Below are 23,100 nucleotides of genomic sequence, written 5' to 3' on the forward strand. Positions count from 1 at the left end.
AGGTGATAAAAACGAAATTTATTGTTGAAAAAAGTCCACCACTTAAAGGAAGTGTAAAAATAAGTGGAGCTAAAAATTCTGTATTACCTATAATTGCCGCTTCTTTATTATCATCAGGAGAAATAGTGCTAGACGACATACCTACTTTAGAGGATGTCAATGTCATGATAGAGTTAATTAAGCATTTTGGTGCTATATGTGACTTTGAGAATGAGAAATTAAAAGTAAAAGTAGATATTAAAGATATAGAAGCCCCCTATGATTTGGTGAAGAAAATGAGAGCATCGTTTTTGGTGATGGGACCTATACTTGCTAGGCTTGGGCATGCTAAAATTTCTATGCCAGGTGGGTGTGCTATTGGTTCTCGCCCAATAGATTTGCATTTGAAAGGATTTCAAACTTTGGGAGCAGATATTACTATAGGACATGGTTATGTAGAAGCACGAGCTAAAAAATTGACAGGCAAAAAAATTTATTTAGATTTTCCAAGCGTTGGAGCTACAGAAAACATCATGATGGCGGCAGTTTTTGCAGAAGGAGTTACTATAATAGAAAATGCTGCGGAAGAGCCGGAAATTGTTGACCTTGCCAATTTTCTCAACAAGATGGGAGCGAATATTAAGGGTGCTGGTACAGATACAATAAGAATTGAAGGAGTAAAAGAGCTAAAAGGGGCTGAGCATACTGTCATACCAGATAGAATTGAAGCGGGGACCTTTATGGTAGCAGCTGCAATGACTGGAGGAAATGTTCTTATAGAAAATGTCATAGTGGATCACGTCAGGTCTATAATTGCGAAATTAACAGAATGCGGAATTAAGATAACAGAAGAACCTAAAGGACTGCGAGTCAAAGGAATTAAAAATTATAAAGCGGTGGACATAAAAACTCTTCCTTATCCAGGCTTTCCTACAGATATGCAAGCTCAAATGATGGCTATGATGACAGTGGCAAAAGGGACAAGCGTTATAATAGAAACAGTTTTTGAAAATAGATTTATGCATGTGGATGAGCTAAAGCGTATGGGGGCAAATATAAAGATAGAAGGAAGAAGTGCTGTTGTTACAGGAGTAGAACATTTGACAGGTGCAGAAGTTAAAGCAACGGATTTAAGAGCGGGAGCAGCCTTAGTATTGGCTGGACTTATTGCAGAAGGTAAAACTGAAATAAATGATATTTATCATATTGACAGAGGTTATGTAAAAATGGAAGAAAAGTTAAAAAATCTTGGAGCAATAATATATAGGAAATAGAGGCGTCATATTGACGCATTCAGACTGTAGACAAACTTTCGAAAATAGGATATTTTGCAATCGGTGCGACTTGTGACAAAGCGGCAACAAAACTTAACAAGACCAAGGGTGGAGGCAGGGCCGAAGCCAAGGAAGGCGGAGGCGGGCACTAAGACAAGGATGTCGAATCTGCCCGGTACCCTGCCGGAACCCGAAGGTCGAGTTTAGTTTTGTCGCTTTGGAACATCGGAGTGACGATGCAAAATATCCTATTTTAAAAATTTTTGACTTTGTCAACAAACTGGAAGCGTCATATTGGCGCCTTTTTTGTATGCAAAAAATTTTTAAGAAATAGAAGGATTTTTTTATATTTTGAAGAATAATATAGTGTAGTATAAATTGTGTATAGTTTTTAAATGTAAATGTTTAATTAGACACAAATAGAGGGGGGATGACATAAAAGGACAAAATTTGTTAAATTTTGTTCAAAATCATTTTGAATAGGAGGATTAAAATGGCCAAAGCACAAGGTTCAGAAAAGAGAAAATTGTCTCATGATGCTTACGGTGGAGTGCATGGTAGTGAATATATTCCCTTTATACCGGCAGATAAAGCACTTCCAGAACTTACAGCTGTGGCAGTCATAGTTGGCAGCTTATTTGCTATACTTTTTGCTGCTGCAAATGCCTACTTAGGTTTAAAAGCTGGTATGACAATTAGTGCCGCTATCCCGGCTGCAGTATTAGCAACGGCTTTATTAAAAGGTGTTTTTAAGCGAGATAGCATATTAGAGTCAAACTTAGTGATGGCTATTGCTGCAACAGGTGAAAGCCTGGCGGGTGGCATCATATTTACTCTTCCTGCTATTATTTTGTGGGGATTCGAGGACCAATTTACTTTAATTAGAATTGTTTTTGTCGTTTTAGTAGGTGGACTTTTAGGTGCTTTATTTGTAATTCCTTTAAGAAGATATTTGACAGTTGAAGAACATGGCAAACTTATCTATCCTGAAGGAATGGCTGCTGCTGAAGTACTTGTGACCAGCAATCAGGGTGGAACAGGCTTTATGACAGTTTTATCAGGCATGTTAGTAGGTGGAATTTACAAGCTTTTATCTGGTGGCTTTGGAATATGGTCAGAAAACCCTTCTTGGGTTATAAAGAGGTTTGAAAGTACGGAAGTAGGTGTAAATGTACTTGCTTCTTTAATGGGTGTTGGCTTTATTGTTGGTTTGGATGTAGCACTTTACATGTTGGCTGGTAGTGTTCTTGCTTGGTTAGGGTTAATACCTCTTATAAAATTCTTTGGGGCAGGACTTACCACCCCAGTATACCCTGCTACGGACCTTATTAAAGATATGTCTGCGGGTGCCATATGGAGTAAATATATTAGGTATATAGGTGCAGGTGGCGTTTTAGCAGGAGGTTTCATAAGTTTAATAAAAGCTCTTCCTACTATAGTAAAAGCTTTTAGAGAATCAATGGTAGGGTTAGGAATGAAAGGCAAAGATGTTAAAAGGACAGATATTGATGTTTCCTTAACGTGGGTAATATTTGGAGCGGCCTTTGTATTTTTTGTAGCATGGTTAGCACCTTCTCTTGGTGTTACTGCATTAGGAAGTTTGTTAGCAATATTGTTTGCCTTCTTCTTTGCAGTTGTATCCGCAAGAATTACAGGACTGGTAGGAGTTTCTAACAATCCTGTGTCTGGTATGACAATAGCTACATTGCTCATTGTAACATCTGCTTTGAAACTTATTGGGGTTGTTGGAAACGAAGGGATGGTAATAGCTATTACCATTGGGGGTATAGTATGTGTTGCTACTGCTATAGCTGGAGCAAATGCACAATCTCTGAAGACTACTTTTATTATAGGTGGAACTCCCAAATATGTTGAGATATTTACCTATGTTGGTATAATAGCCGCCTCAGTATTTGCTGGATTAATTTTAATACTTTTAAATAATGCCTACGGTTTCGGCTCAAAAGATATTCCAGCACCTCAAGCTACCATCATGTCAATGGTTGTAAAAGGCATTATGACAGGTGACTTGCCTTGGACCTTTATAATAGCAGGTGTTTTTATGGGGATAATGGCGGAGATGATGCACGTTCCTGTACTGCCATTTGCATTAGGACTTTATTTGCCTTTTGAATTAAGTGCCGCTATTGCAGTTGGTGGTATAATAAGATGGATAGTTGATCAACGTTACAGGAAAAACGAAAAATTGCAAAAAGAAAAAGTGGAAAAAGGTATTCTCATTGCCTCAGGACTTGTTGCTGGAGATGCCTTAATGGGACTTATTATTGCTGCTTTTGTGGCTTTAAAGATAAATATAGATTTTGCTTCTAATTGGATTACAAATACCTCATCGTTTGCACCGTGGTTTTCATTAATAATGTTCTTGTTAGTTGGATTGTTCCTATATTTATACACTTGTAAGAATGATAAAGAAGAGGCTTAAAAAATCAACACTCCCATCTAAAGTGGGAGTGTTGATTGTAAAGGGTGGAAGAGATGAAAAGCAAAGGAAAAAAGAGCGACAATTTCTTGCTTTATGTACCTCATCGTAGTGATAAGGTAGAATGGGAAAATAGGAAAGGAAAAGTAGTGTTTATATTTCATCATAACAAATTGATTGAAAAAACAGTGAGGCTTTTTGTTAAAAGGCCAAAGACCACTACTTTAGAGTTAGATGAAATAGGAAGTGCTGTATGGAATTTAATAGATGGTGAGAGGAATGTTTATGAAATAGGGCAAAAACTAAAAGAAAAATTTGGAGATGAAGTTGAGCCTCTTTATGAAAGGTTGATAATGTTTATAAGATATCTTAACAGAAGAGGATGGATATATTTTTCAAGGAGTGGACATTCTAAATAAAAAGATAGTATGTTGTTTGCTTAAAAATTTTTATGATTTCTATTTTTTGTTGAAGGATTTTTAGTATTTTTGTAGAATTAATATATTGAAAAGGTTTTGGCAAAAGATTGATAAAGGGGAGATAGAATATGAAAATTGGTGTTCCCAAAGAGATAAAAACTGCAGAAGCTCGTGTGGCTATTACTCCTGCGGGAGTGGAAGCTTTTATAAAAAATGGACATGAAGTATATATTGAAAAAAGTGCAGGAATGGGAAGTGGCATAACTGATGAAGAATATGCAAAGGCTGGCGCTAAAATACTTTCTACTGCAAAAGAAGTATTTGATGTAGCAGATATGATAATGAAAGTAAAAGAACCGCAGCCAAGCGAATATGACTATTTCAAAGAAGAACAGGTTCTTTTTACTTATCTTCATTTAGCTCCTGATAAACAACAAACAGAAGCTCTATTGAGGAAAAAAGTGGTAGGTATTGCTTATGAGACAGTACAACTAGATAATGGAGCTCTTCCTCTCTTAACTCCCATGAGCGAAGTAGCTGGAAGGATGTCGGTGACAATAGGAGCTTATCTTCTCACCAACATAAATGAAGGAAGAGGAATTGTAATGGGGGGAGTCCCAGGAGTAGAGCCAGCAGAAGTGGTAATAATAGGTGGGGGAACAGTAGGTACAAATGCAGCCAAGGTAGCTGTGGGGATGGGAGCAAGAGTTACAATATTGGATGTAAATCCTGCAAGACTTGCATATCTTGATGACATATTTGGAGGACGAGTTACAACTTTGATGTCAAATAGTTTTAATATTGCTCAGAGTGTGAAAAAAGCTGACTTGTTGATAGGAGCAGTTTTGATACCTGGAGCAAAAGCACCAAAGCTTGTGACAGAAGAAATGGTAAAGACGATGAAGAAAGGTGCAGTAATAGTGGATGTTGCAATAGACCAAGGTGGTTGTATAGAGACCTGTGATAGAACGACTTCTCACAAAGACCCGTACTTTATAAAACATGGAGTAGTACATTATTCTGTGCCTAACATTCCAGGAGCTGTTCCGAGAACCTCTACTTTTGCTTTAACTAACGTAACATTGCCTTATGCTTTAGAAATAGCAAATAAAGGATATAAGAAGGCTCTACTTGAGAATAAAGCTTTATTAAAAGGATTAAATGTTTATAAAGGAATGGTAACATACAAACCTGTTGCAGATGCTCAAGGTTTAGAGTATGTCGATCCTGTTGAAGCTTTAGATAAAGAGTAAGATTTTCTGAATGAAAATATCTACCTCTCACAAAGAAATTTTGTGGGAGGTTTTTTGTTGTTTACTAAAAAATCTCATGTTATAATTTGTGTAAAGTTAAAATGTCAATAGGCGGTGAAAAAATGGTTGGGACTTTATTATATAAAGATTATGATCCTCGCTTGAATAAAAAAATAATGAGAGAATTTTTGGAGAAGGGCATATTGGAGGGAAAGCTTCGGGACTTTGTTTTGCAGAAGAAGTATTAGAAAAATATAACGATGTTTTTAAGCAAAGTGTAAAAATACCTGAAAGCTTTTTTATAGCTACTGATTATTATCAAATGTTTTTAGATTATAATAATTTGAATGATATAACGGAAGATACTCCTTATGAGGAAGTAGAAATGAGATTTAGAGAAGCTAAATTTCCTCCAGAATATAAAAAAATGCTGACAGAGATTTTAAATAAAATGTATTATCCTTTAGCTGTGAGGTCTTCTTCTTTATTAGAAGATAATGTAAAATATTCTTTCGCTGGCAAGTATTATACCACTTTTATTCCTAACAAAGGTACAGATAGAGAAAGGCTTAAACAATTAGAAAAAGCTATTAAAGAGATTTATGTAAGCGTATATGGCCCAGATGCTGTCGCATATAGGAGAAAACATGCTCCTGATCAAAAAGAATTAATGGGGGTAATTGTGCAACAACTGATAGGTTCACAAAAAGGCATGTACTTTTATCCAGAGGTTTCTGGAGTAGGCTTCTCTCGAAACTACAGACGGTGGACTGACAGAATTAAAATAGAAGATGGAGTTGTGAGATTAGTTTTTGGCTTAGGGACAAAGTGTACAGGTAGAGGATATGCGAGAATTTTTTCTCTAACTAATTTGCGCTTACGACCCGAAGGCAATAATCCTAAAGAAATTGCCAAAAATTCACAAGAAGCTTTTGATGTATTAAATTTAATCACAGGAGAAGTAGATACTTATAACATCAATGAAACACCTCAATTTTTAGCTTATCATGAAAAAATAGGTGATATTGCTCAAATATATTCAAAAAGAGAAAATGCGATTTTTGACATAAATATGCTAAATAGCAGTGATGCCTCTAATAAATATATCTTTACATTTGAAAATTTTTCCAGAAGGCATAAAGGATTTTTTAATATAATTTCTAAACTATTTAAGTATCTCGAAGAAGAGATGGAAATGGCGGTTGATATTGAATTCACTTATGACTTAAAAAAAGGCGAATTTTATCTTCTTCAAACACGACCATTGAGTTCTTACGAAAGTTTCAGAAAAGTCCACATTCCTAAGGATATTGAAAAAAAATGTGTCTTGTTGAAAGGGGATAGGATGCTTACAAATGGCATCTTGAAAAACATAAGATATATAGTATACGTAGACCATGAAGTTTATAGCCAATATAAAGATAAACATGAAATTGCGAGAATAATAGGTAGACTCAATAAAAGTATAGGAGACAAATACATTCTTGTAGGTCCGGGAAGATGGGGGTCCTCCAATCCCTATTTAGGGGTACCTGTTATATACAACGAGATATCTAATGCCGCTATGATTGTAGAACTTGGAATAAAAAATGGCGATTTTATGCCGGAACTTTCTTATGGTACACACTTTTTTGCTGATTTAGATGTAGACAATATTTTGTATATGCCAGTTTTTGATGGATATGAAAATAACATTTTTAACGAAGAATGGTTTAAAAAAGGGGCATATATCGACACAGGAGTAAAAATTTTTGAAGGACGGTTCGACGCCTATTTAGATGGAGATAAAATGATAGGATATGTGATAGCACAAGAAAAATAAAAAAGTCGATTTATGTATAAAAAGATATAAAAATAACAAAAAATGAGACTTAAGTCCTATTTAAAGTACCAAAATAATGTAATATAATTTAAACTGTAAGAATGATTCCCCTTTTCCCCATAAAATTTAATATATTCTGCACCCCCAACCCATATAGGCTGCTTTAAAGCAGCTATTTTTTTGTTTTTGCTAAAGTTTAGCCTTTAAAATGCCGATAAATAAGGTTAGAGTGGTGTTTTGAGAATTGTTTCACATAGAACATTTTACCATTTATTCATAAATCTGAGAGGAGCATGTCGAATGAAGAGATTTTTGTCATTGGTTATTGCTGTAAGCATGATATTGTCACTTTTCCCGGGAAATATGTCGAAAGCATATGGAGCATATTCTCCAAATATAACATCGGTAGCTTCTTTGAGATTAGATGGGACAATGGCATCTCCTGCTAAAGGTCCTGTTGACCAATACACTGACATAAAAATTACAGGAAGCGGTTTTGTTACATACGACACAAATGGCAATGTAGTCTCTTCTGTCAGTGCAGTTTACATTGATTCACCCATAGATTCCAATAAGCTCACAATACTAAGTGCAAATGAAAATACAATTTATGCAAAAGTTCCCCCAGCGTCTAAAATTGGTCTTAGCCCAGATACTCCTTATACTATAATAGTTCAGCGAAGTGACGGACAGAGTGCAGCTATATTTAATGGCTTTACATATATAAATAACCCATATATTTCAAAAGTAGCTCTTGATAACTTTATTACACTTGTCAAAGATTCCAATGGCAATATTATAAGCAGAACTACAAAGTCATATATAAGAATGGAAGGAAGTTATTTAAATGACATAGGATTAGCTCAGATCAACGGAGAAACAGCTTCAGTTGTTTCGCAAAGCGGTTCTGTGCTTATTACGACTATTCCTCAAAACATTAACATAGACCCTACAACTTTATACACTGTAAATGTCACAAATATATACCGTGGGCGTTCTAATACAGTGCAAACGAATATTTATGCTGTAAATCAAGACATAACAGGATTATCTCAGTATACTGTCATTGTAGGAGATACAATTACTATATATGGTCATGGTTTTTCCACTCTTGGTAGCGGATTTAAAGTGTATGTAGGAGCGAATCTTGTAAATTCTTCAGATGTAAATATAGTAAGCGATACTGAAATGACTGTAAAGGTTCCTGCTCCTAAAGATACGACACTTGAGTATCAAAATATTGATATTGTCGCAGCTGACGGTTCTACTGCTACTCTTGTGAATGCTTTAAAAATAATACCTACACCTGCTGTAATTACTATAGATAATATTACTCCAAATGCAGGTTCTGTATCAGGAGGAACAAAAGTTATAATTGTAGGACAAAATTTAAGAGAAGATTTAATAGTAAAATTCGGTGGGGTTGTAGCAAAAAGTGTACAAAGTATCACTTTGCCTGGTCTTACAGCAAATCAGCGTGCTATACAAGTTACTACGCCTCCTTACAGTAAGTCCGGTCCTGTGGATGTGAGTTTAGTTGACCCTATTACAGGGTATACTGTAACCAAACAAAATGGATTTTTCTACCTTGCTGTTGAAGATACTATGGTAGTTGTTGATATGAATCCCGACCACGGATATGAAAACGGAAACACAGATGTAACACTATGGGGATTTAATTTTCAAAGAAGCGATGACCCGTCCACTTACACTGCTAATTCTGACAACACAGAGATAACTTATACCAATACAAATTACACTTACAAAGACCCTGCAACAGGAAATTTAGTAGAAGGTTCCAGAGAAAGAAAACTTTATGTCACTTTTGGCGGTAACAAAGCCCAGATAAAAAGCATATTCAATCCTGGAACAGGACAACAAACTTTGAATGTGTTGTCTCCTAGTGTGACACTTAATCCCCCTGGACAAGATATGCCAGTAGATGTGGTTGTTACAGTGGAAACGACTATAAAAGATGCTAATGGAAATGCAGTTATGCACTACTCTGAACAGAGTTCTCCACCTACAAAATTTACTTACAATCCATTGCCTTCAAATCCCCAAATTTTAAGCATATCACCCAGTTCGGGAAGCCGTGCCGGTGGAGATACAGTGATTATTCAGGGATTTGATATAAGGCCAGGTGTAAAAGTGTACTTTGGGGATAAATTAGCTACTGTTAAAGATTTAACAACTGGTGGAGACAATAAGTCAGTGCTTACAGTTATTTCGCCACCATCTACTGCTTTGGGTTATGTAGACGTGAAAGTTGTAAATAAGGATGCGGATGCCAATAGAGGCTTTGCAATTTACCCAAAAGGCTATTATTACTATACTGCTCCTTCTATAAGCAATATTTTTACAAATTTTGGTTCAAAATATGGTGGTAACTTTATTACAATAACAGGTAGTGATTTTTATGTAGGGCAGACAGTCATAGATGGGGTGTATATGGCTAAATATCCTGATGTAAGAATTGGAAATATTCAATTAAAAGTAATTTCTGTTGAAGACAAAGATGGCAATATAATAGATGGAAAGAAACTTAACATTGGTACAAAGATTAAAGCTATAGTACCTGAAACACAAATGCCTTATACAGTTGGATGGCAAGACGTGACAATTCAAAATTACGATGGCATAAGTGGTACTGTAGGCGGAAGTGTGACTTTGCAAAATGCTTTTGAGATAAAAGATACTCAAAAGAATCCGACTATTACCTCCGTTGACCCTAGTAAAGGTCCTACAAAAGGTGGCACACCTATCAAAATCATGGGAAGCAACTTTGAAAAGGGAAGCATAGTTACAATAGATGGAGTGCAGGCAACCGTCACAAAAGTCTTAAGTGGCAATACTGAAATAGATGCGACTACTCCACCGGGGACATTGGGCAAAAAAATAGTTCAAGTTGTAAATCCTTCTGATGGCGGTACAGCGACATTAGTAGATGGATTTGAGTATCTTTTGATTGAGACAAAGCCCCAGATAACTAAAGTTGTTCCTAATTACGGCGGCAAAGGGACGCTTATATACATTTTTGGAAGCGACTTTTCACTGAAAGCTGGGGATAGCGAAGGAGCAAAAGCTTATATAGGAGATACTGTTCTTGAAAATGTGTATGTAATAAATGACACGACAATTACAGGAATAATACCTGACATGAGGTACTCTGGCCTTTACGATATAAAAGTTGTAAATCCTGATACTGCTCAAGCTGTGGCTCCCGAAAAGTTTCATTTCCTTGTACCAGAAAGTAGCCCAATAATAACTTCTGTATATCCGAACTTTGGTACAGTAAAGGGTGGTACTTCTATCTTGATTGAAGGAAGTGATTTTAGAAGGGGTGCAGAAGTATTTATAGGAGGCAACAAAGCCACAAACGTAACTGTAAGTTCTGATGGAAAGACGATAACTGCTACTACTCCTCCAGGAGTTCCAGGTAAAACTTATGTAACTGTTGTAAACTATGATGGTGGCAATTACACTTATGGATTTCATGAGGGGGAAAGCGGGTTTACATATGTTGTGCCCAACAGCCAGCCTGTCATTACAAAGATAGAACCTAATAGCGGCTCTACTTATGGAGGACAAGAAGTGACCATATATGGTCAAGACTTTAGAATTTCTAAAGACGAAAATGGAAATATACTAAAAGATGAAAACGGCAATCCAATAGGCCCCGAAGTGTATTTTGGAAATGTCAAAGCGGAGAAGGTCACTTATATTGATTATGGAACTTTAAAAGTTATTACACCTCCTAACGCGCCTGGAAAAGTCAGAGTAACCGTTGTAAACTATGATGCAGGACTTGGCTACCTTGAGAATGGATATACCTATATTCAATCTAAACCTCAGATTAAAGAAGTTATACCTCCAAAGTTTGACAAGGCTGGAGGAACTTATAGTATTATCATAGGAAGTGATTTTGCAGTTCCTGTATATGATAACGGCAAATTAGTAGTACCGGGTTCTTCTGTTTATATTGATGGAGCTTTAGTGCAGGATGTAAAAGTTGTAGACAGTACAATGATAAAATTTACTGCTCCTCCAGTGGACAAAGTAGGCATGAAGGAATTAAAGGTGGTAAATCCAGATGGAGGGACTGCTGTATTTAAAATAGAGTATGTATCTCCAAACTCACATCCTTTAATAACTTCTATAACTCCAAATAAAGGCAGTATTAATGGGGGCACTTATGTAACTATCAAGGGACAAGACTTTAGAGAAAAAGTTAAAGTATATTTTGATGCTTATGAAGCGAAAGTAGTTGCGAATACCTCTGATACTATTACTGTAATCACTCCTGCCGCAGACCCGCAGAAAGACTTAGACCGTCTTGTGGATGTGACAGTGTTTAATATTGATGACGGAGGAAGTTATACTTTAAAGGAAGCATTTATGTATATCGCTACAGAGTCCAACCCGAAGATAACTTCTATTACTCCTAATACAGGGTCTACAAAAGGAGGAGAAACAGTAACCATAACAGGTAATGACTTTAGACAGGGTGCAAGGGTGTTTTTTGGAGATGTAGAAGCTTATAATGTAATTGTGAAAAGTTATAACACGATTGTCGTGACAACCCCAGGGCATGCAGAGGGAAAAGTAGATGTAATTGTGAGAAATCCCGATTATGCAAATGCTGTTTTGCCTCAAGGTTTTACCTATGTGCAAACAGTACCGGATAATCCAGTAGGCTTTTGGGCCGAATCAATAGCCGGTAACGACCATACATTATATTTACATTGGTCAGAGGCAAAAGGAGCAAAATACTATGAAATCTATGGTAAGACAGCTAATTCGGCAGATTACAAATTCATCGCTGCAACAGATAAATTGGAGTATTACGTGACAAATCTTTTGCCAAATACTACTTACTCCTTTGCCATGAGAGCTGTAAATGATTTGGGCCCCAGTGATTTTGTATACACTTATGCTACTACTGATACTTTTTCTAACAGCAAATATGACACTTCTGTTACAGGAGTAAAAAATGACACTACTTATGCAACAGCAAACGGCTCGCTGGTCATTACATTAGGAGATGATATTTTAAATACGACTACTTATAAAATTGATTTGACAGGCAACCAATATAAAAATATAAGCAAATGGGTTATAAACATACCATCTAAAAATAAAAATAAGACTTTTACCACTATATGGGTTATAATGCCTGGATTTAATATAAAATTTACCCTTAACAGCCTCTACCTATCAGGAGATTATGACAGAATAACAATAAATAAGCTATCGGATAAGACTTATGACGAAATATCAAGAAATATGCCAAAAGGGTATAAGATATTATCTGACATTTATGACATGAGTTATGAAAAAATTGACGGAAGCAAAACAAGTAATTATGCAGCTTTTTACAATAAAGTAAATGTAAATATAAATGTTGACAAAAATAGGCTTGGCAACAAAAATATAAGCTTTTCAAAGCTCATGTATATAACGGCTTACATGAGTAGTGTACCAGCTACGGGGCTGTCAATAAACAATAATGGTATATCAAATATGATAGTAGATAGCGCATCGAATAATGTATTAGGTGATATATCTTATCCAGGCAGGTTAGCTGTTATTTATTGAGGAGTGAGAAAGTTGAAAAAGATATTTACAATTTTACTTACAATAATTCTATTTGTTTTAAATAGTGTTTATACTTATGCTTCGGACAATCCTGTATATTACGGTACGGACAATGTGCAAAGCATCTATTACAATATGTCCTTCAAAGATATAAAAGATAGTTTTGCTAAAAATGACATAATGAAAATGACTGCTCTTTCAGTTATTAGAGGTGGAGGAAGTCAAAAATTTTATCCTAAAAGCTATTTGAAAAGAGAAGAGGCAATAGCATATATTGTAAGACTAATGGGACTGGAAGAACAAGTACAAAAAACACCTATATCCTCCTCTACTGCAGTAGGGGGGAGTAACCCTCCTACTGCTAATTCTAATCAGACTGGGCAAAATAATGCTTCTTCTCAATCAGGTCCCAAAGTAGATTCGTGGGCACAAGGAATAATTGATGTGGCAGCGAAAAATAATCTTTTGAGGAAAGAGGATATGGCTTTGGATTTTACAGCAAATGCAACAAGAGAGGAAGTTGCTTATTGGATAGCAAAAGGATTGAATCTTGCGCCGATTTACGGAAAAGATTTACAAAAAGTTTATGCTTTTTCGGATGCTAAAAGTTTTAATACTGATTATATGCCATATATTGAAGCAGTTTTAAAAAGTGGAATAATGACAGGTTACAATGATAGTAAATTTGGACCTAAAGACAACATAACCAGAGAGCAGATGGCGTCAGTTTTGAGTAGAGCTTTTAACTTAGGGTATAATTTAATGGGCTATTCAATAATAAATGCTACAGTGCAGGATATACTTTACGAAGAGGTTGCTGGGAAAAATAGTATAAAGAAAACTTTTGTTCTTCTCAATAATAAAGGGCAAAATGAGTATATTGTGGTTCAACGAACATATTCTTCAAAAGGAATAGTTCATAATTCAGATTTTTTGACTATTAGCAATGGAGTTCCTTCTTTTTCTGATTCTATTGAAAAAGGGGATAATGTGAATTTTTATATAAGCGGTCAAAATGTGATATTTGCTGAAAAAAACCCTGTATTTCAGAGCACTTTGTACGGAGAGATAAAAGACATATCAGCTTCTAACATAACACTTACATCTGAATCAGGAGTTGAATATGTATTTTCTTATAACCCTAATACAAAAATCTATATAAATGATTATCCTGCTTCTATAAAAGATTTACGATATGGTCAAACTGTCACAGTATACCTTAATGGTAACACGGCTTATGCAATAAATGTTGATTATGAAGATTTGGGAAGTGGGAAAATCGATACAGGCTCAAGACAAGTAACAGGAAGCATAATGGCTATAGATAAACAAGATAATGGCATAAATATTAAATTAGACAATGGACAGTTTTATTCTATTGCTTATGATGTGCCTGTTATAAAAAATGGAAATGCTGTGCCTTTGTCTTCAATAAAAGAGGGAGACTATGTAAATTTGTATTTTGATGACCCTTATACAAATGTACCCATCAAGGTATTAGTAGAAAATGGATATCACAAAGTCTACTATATCATAAGAGGAAATCTCGGAAGTTTATTGGCTTCCAACAATTCTATTTCAATAAACAATGTGGAAAAGTATTATCAAGGTACATGGCAAAGTGCAAATAATTTTGCTTATTATCCTTTAGATGAAGCTAAAATATATTACAATGGCTTTGAGGTCAGCAAAGAAGACCTTAAAAATTACAAAGGAAATCAAATATATGCTGCAGTTGAGAAGCACTTTGGAACAGATTCGATTACGTTTATAAACATAACCCCAAGTTTTACAATGAGTTACAGTGGCATTGCAAGTTTTGATACTCAATCGATGATTCTTACATTAAATGATGGCAGAAAAGTAACTGTAAACGACGGCACAATTATTTTAAAAGATGGAATGAAGATACCCTATACTTCACTTATAGGAAATAAACAAGTATATGTATCTTTTTCCCAGACGGATAGAAGCTTATATGCTAATTTCATCTCAGTAATTGATAGTGTATATCCAGAATATTACTATGCGAAAGGTTTTATAACCAGTGCAACATCAAATTCTATCACTATTGGTAACTTATATACAAGTTGGTGGTATCAAGCATATGGGTATTATGCTATACAAAACAATCAATGGAATATTGTAGGAGGCACAAAAACTTTCTATGTGGGAGATAAAACTTATATAGTTGACAATAGAGATAAAGATTCAAAAGTTATTCCCTACACAGAGCTTTTGGATGTAAAATATGGAAAATCTAAATACACCTCTGCCCATGTGTATGTGGTATCACAAGGAGACAATGCTATTGCAATAAACATTATGAATTCAACGGGGCAAGAAAGAGTGTCTACTGCTGATGTTGTATCTATTGATGGTACCAAGTTAACTCTAAATAATGTAAATGATTGGAATGAATTAAATGGGGTTTGGAATCTGAATACCTCTCTTGATACAGTAGATGTATCAAAAACGGTAATAATTAAAAATGGACAGGCAGTCAATATAAGTTCTATAAATCCGGGAGATTCACTCTATATTATAAGAAATGGGTCATCTGCTGTTATTGTAACGGTGAAGTAAGAAAAACATTGGGGGAATTGCAATGAAAAAAATTATAGGGTTAGTTATAATATTCACCCTTTTGATTCCTTTTCCTGTCCAGGTTTTTGCCAATGATGCAGGTTTTGAAGGTGGTATTGCCAATGAGCAAGAATACAAAGAAGTTGTATTTATAACGGGACAACCTATTATATTTAGTGGTGTTCTTAAAATTAATCAATCTGTAAGAGGTGATACTACTACAACAACATATAGGTATGACCTTGCTTCCGATTCAGGAGACAAACTCACACGTTCCCTTACTTTTGTTACCCAAGAAACAAAAAAACCTGAATACAACCAAATGATTAGTCAGACTACTCTTAAGACATATACTGAAAACATAAAAATAGGGGGAAATACTTACACTTTAGACAGAAATAATGGATATATATACTCAGGCTCTGAAGTAAAAAGCATAAACCCAGGTGTAACTTACTATGCTGGTAACTATTCAGGCGTAAAATTATACAGGGTCAATGGCAATAAAGGGACTGTAAAAGTGACTATAGATGACAAAACAGTAGGATTTATTCATAAATACGGAAGTGCTGATACACATCAAATAAATTATTTAATCGAAAGCACAATGGGGTCAAATGGAGAAGTAAAAAAATGGGTTGGAGAGGCTCATGTAAATGTATCTTTTACTGATAAATCCAGTATTGAATATGTGGAAAATGACCCTCAATATATAAGTTTTAGGGGTGGATATCTTTTAAGGCGAAATAGCGGTGACATGATGAATTACACTTATAATCTCCCAAAACTAGATGATAACGGCAACGAAATAGGAAGAAACATAGGAAATGGAAGTTTGAAACTTGATGGTGTGTCATTCGAAGATAGATTGGTGGTCCCACAGGCTAAAGACATAAATGGAACATGGGGAAAAGAGGATATTAAAAAATTGATGAGCATGGAAGTATTTCCTAATGACTCAGAATACTTTGGTCCTAAACTTCCCATATTGCGCTCAGACTTTACCGTTGCAGTTGCAAAAGCAATTGGATTAAAACCGTATGAACCGCCCAAGAGTACGCTTTATTCAGCAAGAAACAAAAGCGCTATAGAAATTTCACCTTTTATTGATATATCTACTACTGATCCGAATTATGGATATATAAAAGCAGCCAGTGATGCAGGGCTTATCTCAGGTACTGCTCCAAATCAGTTCAGTCCCTCAAGGTCTCTTACTCGTGCTCAAGCGGCAGTGATATTTATAAGAGCTTTGGGGCTTGAGAACCTCGCTCCTTCAGGAAATTTTGATACCGGTTTTTTAGATGACTACGCTATACCATTGTGGGCAAAAAGGAGTATTTATGTGGCGCGGGAGATAGGACTTATATCAGGCGATGAATATGGAAGGTTTAACCCTGATGGCTATGTTACGCGAGAAGAAGCTGCTTCAATGATTTCGAGGATGATAAATTTTATGATGAACGACCTTACTTTTGATTATGTAATGAGGATATTAAATTATCATAATTAAGACAAGGGATAAGTCTATTGTTCAGACTGTAGACAAACTATTTTGTAAGATTGGCATTTTGTAAAGTAATGCAACTCGCGACAAAGCAGTAACTAAACTTAGCAAGTGTGATGACGGAGGCGGGGCTGGAGCCACGGATGGCGGAAGCTGCCACCTGAGACAATAGAATAAATATATACATAAGGACATATATTTTATTTAGTAGTTCACAATCGGAGGGGAAAAATGAAATATGCCATTTATGGAATTTCTTTAATATTTTTTAGTTTAATAATTTTGCCTTCTATAATAGTTTTTGGCTTTAATTCTCACAAAACTTCCTCAACGCTTGCGAGTGAGGTCAAACTTATTGATGGAGGGAAGCTAGTAAAATTAGACAATTTAGATAATACAGATTTGTACCATACCGTGAATGTCTTTATAACAAATCAAAACAAAATCCAGAAAATGGATTTAGAGGAATACGTAAAAGGAGTAGTTGCTGCAGAAATGCCTGCAGAATTTGAAATGGAAGCTTTAAAGGCACAAGCTGTTGCAGCGAGGACTTATGTGCTCTCGAAAGAAATAGCTTTGGGAGGAAAAGGCTGTGATTTACATCCGGGGGCTGATGTGTGCACTGATTCGGAACATTGCCAAGCATGGCAATCTGAGGGGGAGCTGAAGGAAAAATGGGGAGAAAATTTTGATAAATACTATGCAAAAATATCTCAAGCAGTAGAAGATACAAAAGGGCTTGTATTAGTTTACGATGATGCTTTAATTGTGCCAGCTTATCATGCTATAAGTGGAGGAAAAACAGAGAATTCTGAGGACGTATGGCAGAGCAAAATTCCCTATTTAAGAAGTGTGGTTTCTCCTGGAGAAGAGGCAGCATCAAAATATAAAACTACTGTTATAGTGTCAAAAGAAGAATTTATAAATAAATTAAAGCAAAAAGAGCCTTCTTTGAAATTGGATAATAGCAATATTTTAAATCAAATAAAAGATGTAGAAAGAACACAAGTTGGGCACGTTAAAACTTTAAAAATAGGGAATATAACTTTTAATGGTAAAGATATAAAAGAAATTTTTAATTTAAATTCTACAAATTTTAGCTTTGAGGCACAAGGAAATAACATTGTAATAACCGTCATAGGTTATGGTCACGGAGTGGGAATGAGTCAATATGGAGCAAATGCAATGGCGAAACAAGGGAAAAAGTTTGACGAAATATTGAAATATTATTATACAGGGATAGAAATAGTAAAAATTGAAAATTTATTGAAAATACAGCACTGATAAAGTGCTGTATTTTTTGTATAAATAATTAAGTTGATGGTTAAAATACCATTTGGAGGTGAAAAATATGAGAATAAACAGGGAAAATTTAATAAGATTTTTTGATAGAAAGGGTTTTTACATAGTATTATTTTTATCCGTAGTAGTGATAGCCGCTACATCAGTTTATGTTACTAATAATAATTTAAAAAAATTAGAAGAACTCAGAAAAGCACAGCAAGAAGAAATTAATTCAGCTATTGAAAGTGATTGGGGTTATGAAGAAGAACTAGCGCAAGCTCAGGAAGAAAAAGAACAGCAAAATAATTCTACAGCTGTTATCAGCCAACAACAAGAAAATAACGTATCTGACAAAAAAGAAAATCCTCAACCGGCAACAAAAAATAGTGACGAGGTTAAAAGTTCAGGGAAAAATGATAGTTTAACAAACAGCAAAGTAGCAACTGTTATGGCAAGTACTACATCCACAATAAAAAAAGATAGTAATTTATCTTCTACGATGTTAGTTTTATTGAAGCCTGTAAATGGAGACATAATATTAGAATTTGCTAAAGATAAGCTTGTATTTTCAAAAACCCTTCAAGAATGGACAACTCATAAAGGTGTAGATATTGGATCAAACTTAGGAGAACCTGTATTGTCAGCTATGGATGGAATTGTGACAAAGGTATATAAAGATCCAAAATTAGGGAATACTGTTGTTATAAAAAATGGAAAATGGGAAACACGGTATGCAAATTTAGGCGATGAGATTTTAGCAAAGGAACAAGAAAAAATAGTAAGAGGACAGCAAATAGGGAAAATAGGAGAATCAGCAAAGTTTGAAGTTGGGGAAGGACCCCACTTACATTTTGAACTTTTAGAAAATGGAATACCTGTTGATCCAATAGCATATTTTAAATAAGAACACCTGCTTAAAAAGACTTGGATACTTCCCGTATTCAAGTCTTTTTTGTTTTTATAAATATTCTAATGGCTTTGTTTTGGCATATACATATTAATGAGATTTGAAAAATTTAAAGGGGGTTTTGGGTTTGAAAGATTACATAGAAGAGAGAACACTAGAAATATCAAAATATATAGTAGAACACAAAGCAACTGTAAGAGAAGCTGCGAAGGTTTTTGGAGTTAGCAAAAGCACAGTTCACAAAGATGTGACAGAAAGGCTTCCAGATATAAACTTTGAATTATATAAAGAAGTGAGAGAGATTCTAAGCAAAAATAAAGCGGAAAGGCATATAAGAGGAGGAAAAGCAACTAAAATAAAATATCAAAAAACGAACAATAAATTTTAAGAAAATAAAAGAGGATTTTGTAAATTTGTAGCGAATTAATAAATTGATAATAAATTAAACATTTCGGCATCAATGTCGATAATTTAAGTGGATGCCATTTTTGTCGAAATACATAAGAAAGGTGTGTTTGGATGTTTGCGATCTCTAAGGATATCGGAATTGACCTTGGCACGGCATCTGTCCTGGTCTACATCAAAGGGGAAGGAATTGTTTTAAAAGAACCATCAGTTGTAGCAATTGATAGAAATACTAATAAAATTCTTGCAGTTGGCGAAGAAGCACAAAGAATGGTAGGCAGGACGCCAGGGAATATATTAGCCATGAAGCCTATGAGGGCGGGAGTAATTTCTGACTACGACGTTACAGAGAAAATGCTTAGGTATTTTATAAACAAAGCCTGCGGGGGAAGGTTTTTATTAAGACCCAAAATAATGATTTGTATTCCAAGTGGCGTAACACAGGTAGAAAAAAGAGCTGTCATTGATGCAGCATTACAAGCAGGAGCGCGAAAAGCTTATCTCATCGAAGAACCTATTGCGGCAGCCATAGGAGCAGGATTAGATATATCACAGCCTAGTGGAAATATGATTGTAGATATTGGGGGAGGCACCACTGACATAGCCGTAATTTCTTTGGGGAGTTCAGTGGTGTCTAAAAATATTAAAGTAGCGGGGGACAATTTTGATGAGGCAATTATAAGGCATATGAGAAAAAAACATCATATAATAATAGGAGAAAGAATGGCAGAAGAAATAAAGATAAATATAGGTACTGCCTACTTTGACGGTAAAGAAGAGAAAATGCTAGTAAAAGGGAGAAGTTTAATGTCAGGTTTGCCTCAGAATGTAGAAGTGACTTCCAGTGAAATATGTGAAGCATTAAAAGAGCCTCTTGAAGAAATTGTTGAAGCTGTCCACAGTGTATTAGAAAGAACACCTCCTGAATTAGCGGCGGACATAAGTGACAAAGGGATAGTACTCACGGGGGGCGGAGCATTGCTAAAAGGAATGGACAGGCTTTTAAGGGAAAGGATGAATACACCTGTATATCTTGCAAATGACCCTGTAAGTTGTGTGGCTTTAGGTGCAGGGAAAGCATTGGATTCTCTTGAATTATTAGAAAAATCAGAAACTGTAATAGACGTATACAAAATCAATAAGTAAGAAGGTGATTTTATGTTAAGAGGGCTTTACACTGCCTCTTCGGGGATGATTACCCAAACTAAGATAATGGATGTTTTGGCGAATAATCTTGCAAATGTTAATACAGTAGGATATAAAAGAGATGTGGTAGTTACTTCCTCTTTCCCAAATTTTGAAGTAACAAGACATGGTGGCGATAACACACCGCCTAACGGGAAAATTGGAAGAATGGATTACGGCGTGTTAGTTGACACTTTTCATACAAATTTTGAAGAAGGTGCTTTTTCTCAAACAAATGGTAAGTTAGACTTTGCGATAGATGGCAATGGGTTTTTTGTGGTAAATACCCCTAATGGTCAAAGGTATACAAGGGATGGCTCTTTTACTTTATCCAAAGATGGGTATTTAGTCACACAAGAGGGATATATTGTAGAAGGGGAAAATGGGCCTATACAGTTGTCACAAGGAGACATTTCTGTTGATGAGATGGGCAATATTATAAACAATGGTCAATTGGTGGACAGGCTTAGAATTGTGGATTTTGATAATTATGATGGTTTAAGAAAAGAGGGCAATAATTTATTTTTTATAGATAACAGTGCCAATGTACAAGTTATTCCTGCAACAGGGAAAATAAAGCAAGGTTTTTTAGAACAGTCAAATGTGAATTCCGTTAAAGAAATGGTAAATATGATAAGCGTGATGAGAAATTATGAATCAAATCAGAAGGTTGTAATTGCTTTTGATGAGACTCTTGGAAAAGCTGTCAACGAAGTTGGAAAAGTATAAGGAGGATGAAAATTATGATGAGGGCATTGTGGTCTGCAGCAACTGGCATGACTGCTCAGCAACTTAACGTAGATGTTATCGCGAATAATCTTGCGAATGTAAATACTACTGCTTTTAAAAGAGATAGGGCCGAATTTAAAGATTTAATATATCAAACTTTACAAAGAGAAAACGTATATGGTGGACAAGGTAAACCTGTCAATATGCAAGTAGGGGTAGGCGTGAGACCTTCAGCAATTGTAAAAGATTTTACGGAAGGAAGCCTCCAGCAGACAGAGAATCCTTTGGATTTGGCATTGGATGGAGAAGGCTTTTTTGCTGTGTTAGGACCGGATGAAAAAGTTTATTACACGAGGGATGGAAGTTTTAAATTAAGTGCTGACGGTAACACTTTAATGCTTGTAACTGCTGACGGCTATCCTGTATTAGATGACAGCGGTAATCCCATAGTTTTTGACAGCACTGAAAAAGATATATCAGTATCGCCAATGGGTGTAATAAGCGTAAAAAATCCTGATGGAACTACTCAAGAAGTAGCTACTTTAGGAATCTATAATTTTGTCAATCCTCAGGGACTTTTAAGTGTGGGTAGTAATCTCTATGAGCCAACAGAAGCCTCAGGGCAGCCTGGTACAAGAGATGACTTTCAAGGAAGAATGGGCAAAGTCATGCAAGGATTTTTAGAAACCTCAAATGTCCAAGTTGTAAAGGAAATGGTGGACATGATTGCCGCACAAAGAGCTTATGAAATAAATTCAAAAGCTATACAAGCAGCTGATGAAATGCTGGGAATTGCAAATAATCTGAGAAGATAATTTATTGAAAGGGATGACCTTGCATGGAAATAAATCCTATAAATAACAGTGACATAAATAAATTTCAAATTGATTTGCAAAAAGATGGAAGTGATTTTGAACGAATAATACAACAGGCGATAAAAGACAAAGACAGTAAAAAGCTTAAAGAAGCATGTCAGCAATTAGAGGCAACTTTTATAGGGCTTATGTTAAATGAGATGATAAAGACAATTCCAGAAGACCCATTGACGGGAGATAGCCTAGCAAATGATGTTTTTACTTCTATGCTGTACGATAAATATGCTGAAATATTGGCGCAAAATGGTTCTTTTGGACTGGCTGACCAAATATATAATCAACTTTCTAAGAAAGTGTGAAAGGGCGCTTGCCCTTTTTATTTTTCATTTTTTTGTGATATAATCAATGATAAGCCACTGTTTTGTCATATCTTCTAATTCCGCTAAAAAGAGGTGAAACATAGGGTGGAAAATAAAGACATAAGAAAAATTCTTCCTCATAGATATCCTTTTTTATTAGTGGATAGAATAATAGAAATTGAAGAAGGTAAAAAAGCTGTTGGAATAAAAAATGTGACCGCTAATGAACCTTTTTTTCAGGGGCATTTTCCAGACAATCCTATAATGCCAGGAGTTCTTATTGTTGAGGCATTGGCACAAGTAGCCGGGATTGCTGTTATGAATATAGAAGAGTTTAAAGGTAAATTAGGGCTTTTTACAGGTATTGATAAATGTCGCTTCAAAAAAGTGGTAAGGCCTGGTGACCAACTTGTTTTAGAAGTTTTAATAGATTCTATAAAGATGGGGCTTGTAAAAGCTAAAGGTGTTGCAAAAGTTGGAGATGAAGTTGTAGCTACTGCAGAGCTTATGTTTATAATGACTGAAGAAAATTAAGGAGTTG

General features: G+C 35.4%; 15 protein-coding genes and 1 pseudogene. All 16 read left to right on the top strand.

What is annotated here, in order from left to right; genetic code table 11:
• Nucleotides 1-2 precede the first annotated feature (2 nt).
• The 16 genes and pseudogenes from murA to fabZ all read left to right on the top strand — a co-directional run bounded on the left by murA (nucleotide 3) and on the right by fabZ (nucleotide 23,093).
• Nucleotides 3-1,253, top strand: coding sequence for a UDP-N-acetylglucosamine 1-carboxyvinyltransferase (gene murA / locus THESIDRAFT1_RS06880; protein WP_004399967.1), 1,251 nt, complete (start codon nucleotides 3-5; stop codon nucleotides 1,251-1,253).
• A 493-nt stretch (nucleotides 1,254-1,746) separates the two neighbouring features.
• A complete protein-coding gene (locus THESIDRAFT1_RS06885; RefSeq protein ID WP_003868967.1) occupies nucleotides 1,747-3,696 on the top strand; it encodes an OPT family oligopeptide transporter in 1,950 nt (649 codons plus the stop codon).
• 53 nt (nucleotides 3,697-3,749) lie between these two features.
• The gene (locus THESIDRAFT1_RS06890) at nucleotides 3,750-4,112 is read left to right on the top strand and encodes a PqqD family protein (protein WP_003868968.1); all 363 of its coding nucleotides are present in this window, start codon (nucleotides 3,750-3,752) and stop codon (nucleotides 4,110-4,112) included.
• A 128-nt stretch (nucleotides 4,113-4,240) separates the two neighbouring features.
• A complete protein-coding gene (ald, locus tag THESIDRAFT1_RS06895; protein WP_003868969.1) occupies nucleotides 4,241-5,365 on the top strand; it encodes an alanine dehydrogenase in 1,125 nt (374 codons plus the stop codon).
• Between the two features lie 122 nt (nucleotides 5,366-5,487).
• Nucleotides 5,488-7,187: pseudogene (locus THESIDRAFT1_RS06900) on the top strand (PEP/pyruvate-binding domain-containing protein).
• Nucleotides 7,188-7,487: 300 nt separating this feature from the next.
• The gene (locus THESIDRAFT1_RS06905; protein ID WP_006569919.1) at nucleotides 7,488-12,785 is read left to right on the top strand and encodes an IPT/TIG domain-containing protein; all 5,298 of its coding nucleotides are present in this window, start codon (nucleotides 7,488-7,490) and stop codon (nucleotides 12,783-12,785) included.
• Nucleotides 12,786-12,797: 12 nt separating this feature from the next.
• On the top strand, nucleotides 12,798-15,371 hold the full coding sequence (locus THESIDRAFT1_RS06910) for an S-layer homology domain-containing protein (RefSeq protein WP_006569920.1): 2,574 nt from the start codon (nucleotides 12,798-12,800) through the stop codon (nucleotides 15,369-15,371).
• 22 nt (nucleotides 15,372-15,393) lie between these two features.
• The gene (locus tag THESIDRAFT1_RS06915; RefSeq protein WP_006569921.1) at nucleotides 15,394-16,881 is read left to right on the top strand and encodes an S-layer homology domain-containing protein; all 1,488 of its coding nucleotides are present in this window, start codon (nucleotides 15,394-15,396) and stop codon (nucleotides 16,879-16,881) included.
• 225 nt (nucleotides 16,882-17,106) lie between these two features.
• Nucleotides 17,107-18,159 (top strand): stage II sporulation protein D, encoded by a 1,053-nt coding sequence (gene spoIID / locus THESIDRAFT1_RS06920; RefSeq protein WP_006569922.1) that lies wholly within the window; start codon nucleotides 17,107-17,109, stop codon nucleotides 18,157-18,159.
• Between the two features lie 67 nt (nucleotides 18,160-18,226).
• A complete protein-coding gene (locus tag THESIDRAFT1_RS06925; RefSeq protein ID WP_006569923.1) occupies nucleotides 18,227-19,063 on the top strand; it encodes a M23 family metallopeptidase in 837 nt (278 codons plus the stop codon).
• 130 nt (nucleotides 19,064-19,193) lie between these two features.
• Complete coding sequence (gene spoIIID, locus THESIDRAFT1_RS06930) at nucleotides 19,194-19,454, top strand: sporulation transcriptional regulator SpoIIID (protein ID WP_003868976.1); 261 nt, start codon at nucleotides 19,194-19,196, stop codon at nucleotides 19,452-19,454.
• 131 nt (nucleotides 19,455-19,585) lie between these two features.
• Nucleotides 19,586-20,617 (top strand): rod shape-determining protein, encoded by a 1,032-nt coding sequence (gene mreB / locus THESIDRAFT1_RS06935; protein WP_006569924.1) that lies wholly within the window; start codon nucleotides 19,586-19,588, stop codon nucleotides 20,615-20,617.
• Between the two features lie 12 nt (nucleotides 20,618-20,629).
• The gene (flgF, locus tag THESIDRAFT1_RS06940; protein WP_006569925.1) at nucleotides 20,630-21,385 is read left to right on the top strand and encodes a flagellar basal-body rod protein FlgF; all 756 of its coding nucleotides are present in this window, start codon (nucleotides 20,630-20,632) and stop codon (nucleotides 21,383-21,385) included.
• 14 nt (nucleotides 21,386-21,399) lie between these two features.
• A complete protein-coding gene (gene flgG, locus THESIDRAFT1_RS06945; protein WP_006569926.1) occupies nucleotides 21,400-22,200 on the top strand; it encodes a flagellar basal-body rod protein FlgG in 801 nt (266 codons plus the stop codon).
• Nucleotides 22,201-22,223: 23 nt separating this feature from the next.
• Nucleotides 22,224-22,559 (top strand): rod-binding protein, encoded by a 336-nt coding sequence (locus tag THESIDRAFT1_RS06950; RefSeq protein ID WP_006569927.1) that lies wholly within the window; start codon nucleotides 22,224-22,226, stop codon nucleotides 22,557-22,559.
• 105 nt (nucleotides 22,560-22,664) lie between these two features.
• Nucleotides 22,665-23,093, top strand: a complete 429-nt coding sequence (gene fabZ, locus THESIDRAFT1_RS06955) for a 3-hydroxyacyl-ACP dehydratase FabZ (protein ID WP_004399949.1) — start codon at nucleotides 22,665-22,667, stop codon at nucleotides 23,091-23,093.
• The last annotated feature ends 7 nt before the right edge of the window (nucleotides 23,094-23,100 follow it).

It is taken from the genome of Thermoanaerobacter siderophilus SR4 (assembly GCF_000262445.1).
GTDB classification, from domain to species: Bacteria; Bacillota; Thermoanaerobacteria; order Thermoanaerobacterales; family Thermoanaerobacteraceae; genus Thermoanaerobacter; species Thermoanaerobacter ethanolicus.

What these genes read in the sequence shown, in the direction of transcription:
- THESIDRAFT1_RS06885 (WP_003868967.1), top strand. Translation starts at nt 1,747, where the DNA reads ATGGCCAAAGCACAAGGTTCAGAAAAGAGAAAATTGTCTCATGATGCT.
- THESIDRAFT1_RS06890 (WP_003868968.1), top strand. Translation starts at nt 3,750, where the DNA reads ATGAAAAGCAAAGGAAAAAAGAGCGACAATTTCTTGCTTTATGTACCT.
- ald (WP_003868969.1), top strand. Translation starts at nt 4,241, where the DNA reads ATGAAAATTGGTGTTCCCAAAGAGATAAAAACTGCAGAAGCTCGTGTG.
- THESIDRAFT1_RS06905 (WP_006569919.1), top strand. Translation starts at nt 7,488, where the DNA reads ATGAAGAGATTTTTGTCATTGGTTATTGCTGTAAGCATGATATTGTCA.
- THESIDRAFT1_RS06915 (WP_006569921.1), top strand. Translation starts at nt 15,394, where the DNA reads ATGAAAAAAATTATAGGGTTAGTTATAATATTCACCCTTTTGATTCCT.
- spoIID (WP_006569922.1), top strand. Translation starts at nt 17,107, where the DNA reads ATGAAATATGCCATTTATGGAATTTCTTTAATATTTTTTAGTTTAATA.
- THESIDRAFT1_RS06925 (WP_006569923.1), top strand. Translation starts at nt 18,227, where the DNA reads ATGAGAATAAACAGGGAAAATTTAATAAGATTTTTTGATAGAAAGGGT.
- mreB (WP_006569924.1), top strand. Translation starts at nt 19,586, where the DNA reads ATGTTTGCGATCTCTAAGGATATCGGAATTGACCTTGGCACGGCATCT.
- flgF (WP_006569925.1), top strand. Translation starts at nt 20,630, where the DNA reads ATGTTAAGAGGGCTTTACACTGCCTCTTCGGGGATGATTACCCAAACT.
- flgG (WP_006569926.1), top strand. Translation starts at nt 21,400, where the DNA reads ATGATGAGGGCATTGTGGTCTGCAGCAACTGGCATGACTGCTCAGCAA.
- THESIDRAFT1_RS06950 (WP_006569927.1), top strand. Translation starts at nt 22,224, where the DNA reads ATGGAAATAAATCCTATAAATAACAGTGACATAAATAAATTTCAAATT.